Source organism: Longimicrobium sp. (assembly GCF_048594345.1).
Lineage (GTDB): Bacteria > Gemmatimonadota > Gemmatimonadetes > Longimicrobiales > Longimicrobiaceae > Longimicrobium.
In genome coordinates this window covers 1-5,345 of sequence record NZ_JBMDXM010000222.1, presented here as the reverse complement: position 1 = coordinate 5,345, position 5,345 = coordinate 1, and the positions used below count along the sequence as shown (strand labels likewise).

Annotated in this window: 6 protein-coding genes; 4 read left to right on the top strand and 2 right to left on the bottom strand. The window is 67.7% G+C overall.

Translation table 11 applies throughout. From position 1 onward, the window contains the following. Nucleotides 1–393 precede the first annotated feature (393 nt). From gltX to tadA, 3 genes are all read left to right on the top strand, one after another. Complete coding sequence (gltX, locus tag ACOJUJ_RS23475) at nt 394–1,836, top strand: glutamate--tRNA ligase (protein WP_420129353.1); 1,443 nt, start codon at nt 394–396, stop codon at nt 1,834–1,836. Between the two features lie 280 nt (nt 1,837–2,116). Next, on the top strand, nt 2,117–2,773 hold the full coding sequence (gene lexA / locus ACOJUJ_RS23470; RefSeq protein ID WP_420129352.1) for a transcriptional repressor LexA: 657 nt from the start codon (nt 2,117–2,119) through the stop codon (nt 2,771–2,773). A 69-nt stretch (nt 2,774–2,842) separates the two neighbouring features. Continuing rightward, nucleotides 2,843–3,376, top strand: coding sequence for a tRNA adenosine(34) deaminase TadA (gene tadA / locus ACOJUJ_RS23465; protein ID WP_420129351.1), 534 nt, complete (start codon nt 2,843–2,845; stop codon nt 3,374–3,376). 229 nt (nt 3,377–3,605) lie between these two features. Here tadA and ACOJUJ_RS23460 read toward each other — a convergent pair whose 3' ends face one another. Then, nucleotides 3,606–3,998, bottom strand: coding sequence for a hypothetical protein (locus tag ACOJUJ_RS23460; protein ID WP_420129350.1), 393 nt, complete (start codon nt 3,996–3,998; stop codon nt 3,606–3,608). Nucleotides 3,999–4,199: 201 nt separating this feature from the next. Here ACOJUJ_RS23460 and ACOJUJ_RS23455 point away from each other — a divergent pair, with 201 nt between their 5' ends. After that, nucleotides 4,200–4,631, top strand: coding sequence for a hypothetical protein (locus tag ACOJUJ_RS23455; protein ID WP_420129349.1), 432 nt, complete (start codon nt 4,200–4,202; stop codon nt 4,629–4,631). 60 nt (nt 4,632–4,691) lie between these two features. Here ACOJUJ_RS23455 and ACOJUJ_RS23450 read toward each other — a convergent pair. Continuing rightward, nucleotides 4,692–5,345, bottom strand: a 654-nt coding sequence (locus ACOJUJ_RS23450) for a Uma2 family endonuclease (RefSeq protein WP_420129348.1), incomplete at its 5' end; no start/stop codon positions are given.

Below are 5,345 nucleotides of genomic sequence, written 5' to 3'. Positions count from 1 at the left end.
CCCCCAACTTCTGGGGAGAGGTGACTCGAGCCGAATCTCTGGCGCGTCGTGGGAACCAGATTAAAGAACGCAGTCCGTGGGAAACGGGATCTAAGATCTCCCCTCTCCGCGAGGTACGAGCGGGGAGGGGCCGGGGGAGGGGCGCCGCGTCGAGCGCCGTTTGATCCCTGTCGACGAGCCGAAACCCTTCCGCTACCCAACCCCTCCCCCGGGGTTGGGGGAGGGGTCGCCGCGAGCCGCGAGGAACGAGCGGCGAAGTCGGCGGGGGAGAGGGTCCGGCGGGTCGCGCACTGGCCCGACGCGCGGGACAGGATTTACTTTGGTCAGTCAAGATCGCTGACCAACCCGTCGCTCCCATTGGCGACGTTCCGATTCGAGAAAGACCGGCCGACCATGTCCGACCCCATCCGCGTACGCTTTGCCCCCAGCCCCACCGGCTACCTGCACGTGGGCGGCGCCCGCACGGCGCTGTTCAACTGGCTGATCGCCCGCAAGCTGGGTGGCGTGTTCGTGCTGCGCATCGAAGATACCGACCGCGAGCGCAGCACCGACGCCAGCACGCGCACCATCCTGGAGGGGATGACGTGGCTGGGGCTGCACTGGGACGAGGGCCCCGTGCGCCAGGCCGACGGCCTGCCGCGCCACCAGGCCGACGCGCGCCGGATGCTCGGCGAGGGAACGGCGTACCGCTGCTTCTGCACGCAGGAGGAGCTGGCCGCCAAGCGCGAGCAGCTGCAGCACGAGTACCGCTATGACCAGAAGTGCCGCGCCATCCCGGCGGGGGAAAGCGACGCACGCGCCGCCGCCGGCGAGCCGCACACCCTCCGCTTTCGCGTGCCCGAGGGCGTTACGCAGTGGGACGACATCGTGCACGGCGAGACGCGCTTCGAGAACGCCAGCCTGGAGGACTTCATCATCCTGCGCACGGACGGCACGCCCATCTACAACATGGCCGTGGTGTCCGACGACATCGACATGCGCATCACCCACGTCATCCGCGGCGACGACCACATCCCCAACACGCCCAAGCAGATCCTGCTCTACCAGGCCCTGGGCGCGCCCGTCCCCGCGTTCGGCCACCTGCCCATGATCCTGGGCGGCGACGGCCGCAAGCTAAGCAAGCGTCACGGCGCCACCGCCGTGGGCGACTACGCGCAGCTGGGCGTGCTGCCGGAGGCGCTGTTCAACTTTCTGGCGCTGCTGGGGTGGAACCCGGGCGACGAGCGCGAGGTGATGGACGTGGAGGAGCTGGTGCAGACGTTCTCGCTGGAGCGCATCAACAAGAAAAGCGCGGTGTTCGACACCGAGAAGCTGTTCTGGATGAACGGCCGCTACCTGGAAAAGAAGCCCGCGGAGGAGCTGCTTTCTCTCGTGGCGCCGCTGCTGGTGGCGCAGGGGCTGATCACCGAGGCGGAGGTCGAGACGCGGCGCGGCTGGCTGCTGCACCTGCTGGAGCTGCTCAAGACCCGCGCGCGCAGCGTGAAGGACATTCCCGCGCAGGCGCGGATCTACCTGGGCGACGAAGTGGAGTACGACGCGGATTCCGTCGCGAAACAGTGGAAGGACCCGCTCACCGCCGAGCGCCTGGGTGCCGCCCGCGCCGCGCTGGAGGCGCTGGAGCCGTGGACGGTTGAGGCCATCGAGCCCGCCCTGCGTGCCGCCGCCGAGGGCGTGGGCGTGGGCTTTGGCAAGGTGGCGCAGCCGCTGCGCGTGGCGCTTACGGGATCGTCCGCCAGCCCGGGGATTGACCACGTGGTGTTTCTGCTGGGGCGCGAAGGCGCCCTGCGCCGGATTGACCGGGCGCGGGAACGCCTGGCGGCGGGTACGGCCGCGTAGGAGGCTGCCGTACAGGAATGTTGACTTCGGTCGGGGAGGCGCCTAAGTTGCGCGATGAGGCCACGTAACGCGGAAACAGACGCACCTTGTTCCCGCGGCGGACGCAGGAACGCATCGCGCGGCGGGGAAACAACTTGGCGGTGGATGTGCGGGGGTGCGCAGTACGCTGTGGCTCCCGCTTGTCGTTTCCGCAGGACGGTCTCTCGCAGCAAACCGACTCCTGAACAACCTTGGATCACCATCGGGGAGGCAGTAACCCTCGTCAACCGCGGAGGCAGCCATGCCTGAAGCGCTTTCCAAAATCGAGCGCAGGATCCTGAACTACCTTGTGGACTACCTCAAGGACAACACGTACCAGCCGAGCATTCGCGAAATCGGCAAACGGTTCGGGATCAAGAGCACCAAGACCGTCTCCGAGCACCTTCAGTCGCTGGCCGACAAGGGGTTCATCGAGCGTGACGCGTCCCGCTCCCGCGGAGTAAAGATCCTGGGGATGAACCTGGCCCCCGAGGTGCTGAACGTTCCCTGCTACGGCCGCATTGCCGCCGGCGTCCCCGCGCTGCTGCGCGACGACGTGTCGGAGGAGTACGAGCTGGACCGCAAGCTGGTGGGCAGCGCCGACGCCTTCATGCTCGAGGTCAAGGGCGACAGCATGAACGCCATGGGCATCGTCGAGGGCGACCTGGTGATCGTGGAGCCGGCCGAGGAGTCCGACATCCGGAACGGCGAGGTCGTGGCCGCGCGGGTGGATGGCGACGCCACCGTCAAGCGCTACTTTGCCAATGGCGGCCAGGTGGTGCTGGAGCCGGCCAACCCCGACTACGCGCCCATCCTGGTGCACGACGCCCAGGACTTTACGGTGCTGGGCCGGGTCACGGGGCTGTACCGCCGCTTTACGCGGGAGCAGACCGAGGCCATCGTCACCGGCGCGCACTGAGTCGGCATTCCGCATCGGACGGGGACCCTGGCACGCGCCGGGGTCCTTTTTCGTTTCATCGCTTCGGGTATGACGACGGACCACGACGCGCTGGCTGAAGACGAGCGGTGGATGCGGGTGGCGCTGGAGCAGGCGGCCGCCGCCGAGGCGCTGGGCGAGGTGCCGGTGGGCGCCGCCATCGTGCGCGCCGGGGCGCTGCTTAGCACGGGCCACAACCTTACCCACACGCTGCAGGACCCCAGCGCCCACGCCGAGATGGTGGCCATTCGCCGCGCGGCGGCGGCCGTGGGCGAGTGGCGGCTGCTGGACTGCACGCTCTACGTTACGCTGGAGCCGTGCGCCATGTGCTCCGGCGCCATCGTTCTGGCCCGCATCCCCCGCCTGGTCTTTGCCGCGCACGACCCCAAGGCGGGGATGGGCGGCTCGCTGGCCAACCTGGTGCAGCACCCGCGCCTGAACCATCGCGTGCAGCTCACCACCGGCGTGCTTGCCGACGAAGCGGGCGAGGTGCTGCGCGCGTTCTTTCGCGCGCGCCGCCGCGTCCGCGCGGCCCCGCACGAGCCGGCCGGCCTGTCTTCCGGCGCCGCCGTGGACGGCCCGTGAGCCGCACGCGCCGCGGCTGATCCGGATCCCCAAAGAACAGATGTCACGCGGAGGCGCGGAGGACGCGGAGGCGCGGATATGGGCCACCGCGCCCCTCCATGCTTCCGCGTTACACGATTGTTCCTTTGCAATTCGGGATGCTGCGAGAGGTTGCGCGGCAGATAGGAACGAAGGGGCGAGGATCGAACCGCGATCCTCGCCCCTGCGTCGCTTTGCCCTGCGGATTGCGCTACGGGTTCGGCTCCGTGAGAACGGGGACCGGCACGACCTTGGCCGGCAGCGGCGTGCTGGTAAGGACGGATGTGCCGGTCATGGGCACGGTGACCGGGCAGGCGTTCGGCATCGGCGCCACGCGCAGCGGACGCGAGTGCGGCATCCGCGGGGCCGACTGCTGGAACTGTCCTGTGGGCATGGGATCGTTGGTCTGGCACGCTTCACGGCCCAGCACCACCGCCGCGACCCGCTGTTTGACCACCGCGGGCGCCGCCGGCTCTCCGGTGCCGTTTGCGGAGGCGGCCCGGGGCCGCAGGGACACCGTGGTCTGCTGGGGCTGCTGCATGCCGGCCGCGCAGCCGGAGAGAAGGAGCAGGCAGAGTGCGGATGTCGCTCGCATGATGCTCATCGTCCGAAAGGGTGTTTCCGTCACCGTTCGATGCTCGATCGGCGGCGGCGTTGCCGCGCACACCGGGCGTGCCGAGAACGTTTGACGCTGTGGAGTTGAGACATTCTCCACCGTCAAATAAAACTCTTTCGCGCGGGCAGGCAAGCGATTATCATGGGGATGTGGTTGAACGTGTTCAACAACCCTCCCGTGGAGGCTCCGATGTCGGTCAAGACGTACTATCGTTGGGCGCTGCTGCTCCCGCTGCTGGTGCCCGCGCTCGCGTGGTTGCTGCAGGGCCTGCTGCCCGGGTCCGCGGCGGCCATGGCGTACCTGCTGTTCATGTCGGTGGTGATCGGCGGCGTGCCGTACCTGCTGTTCGCGATCGGATTTCTGCTCTGGATGCGTGGCGCCTCCGACGCGCGCGTGCACCGTGGAATCCTGCTGGCTCCGCTGACGTACACCGTGGTGCTGGTCATCTGCCTTACGCTGTTCCTGCTGGTGGACGGTACGCTGTCGAACAGCTCGGATTCGCTGGGGACCTTTGTGGGATTCGCACTGGTGTTTGGATACGGCTACGTGGCGCTCGCGGAACTGGGACGCGCGCTCCTTCGCCCCGGCACCGCCCCGGCCGAGCCCGTCCCGGCCGTGTAGGACACCACGGATCTGGAATCCCGCAGGCGAGGATCGAACCCGGTCCTCGCCTGCGTCTCGTCAGGAACCTGACTCGGGTGCCGGGACGGGGAACTTCACTCTCTCGTAGATCTCCCGGAGCGGAATGGTGCACCCGACGGACGCCAACTCCAGCGAGGCATCCAGGCCGGTGACCGATCCAATGTGCCAGAACTCCCCGTGCCGGACGAATTGCTCCACGAGTGGTTTGTCCTGCGCAATGAGCACGTACTCCTGCAGCGTCTGAATCGAGCGGTAGTGCTGGAACTTTTCGCCGCGATCGTATGCCTCCGTCGTGGGCGAGAGCACTTCTACGATCAGCACGGGGTTCATCAGCGTGTCCAGCGTTCCGTCCTGGAACTTTGGCTCATCGCATACCGCGACGACGTCCGGATAGGTGTACCGGCGCCTTTCTCCGATCTGAACGCGCATGTCGCCGATGAATGCCTCGCAGGGACGGTTGCGGAAGCGCGCTCGCAGCTCCGCATGCACGCTGCCGGCGATGCGGTTATGCGGAGCCGACGCACCCGTCATCGCGACGATGCGGCCGTCGATGTACTCGCTCTTGAACTCGGCGTGGCGCTCGAGCGCGAGGTACTCTTCCGGGGTGTAATAGGTCAGGGCAGCCGTAGCCATGCTCTCCTCTCGAACCGGGTTGGTTCGAGTGTAAGGTTGCTCCGCGTAAACACGCAAGTG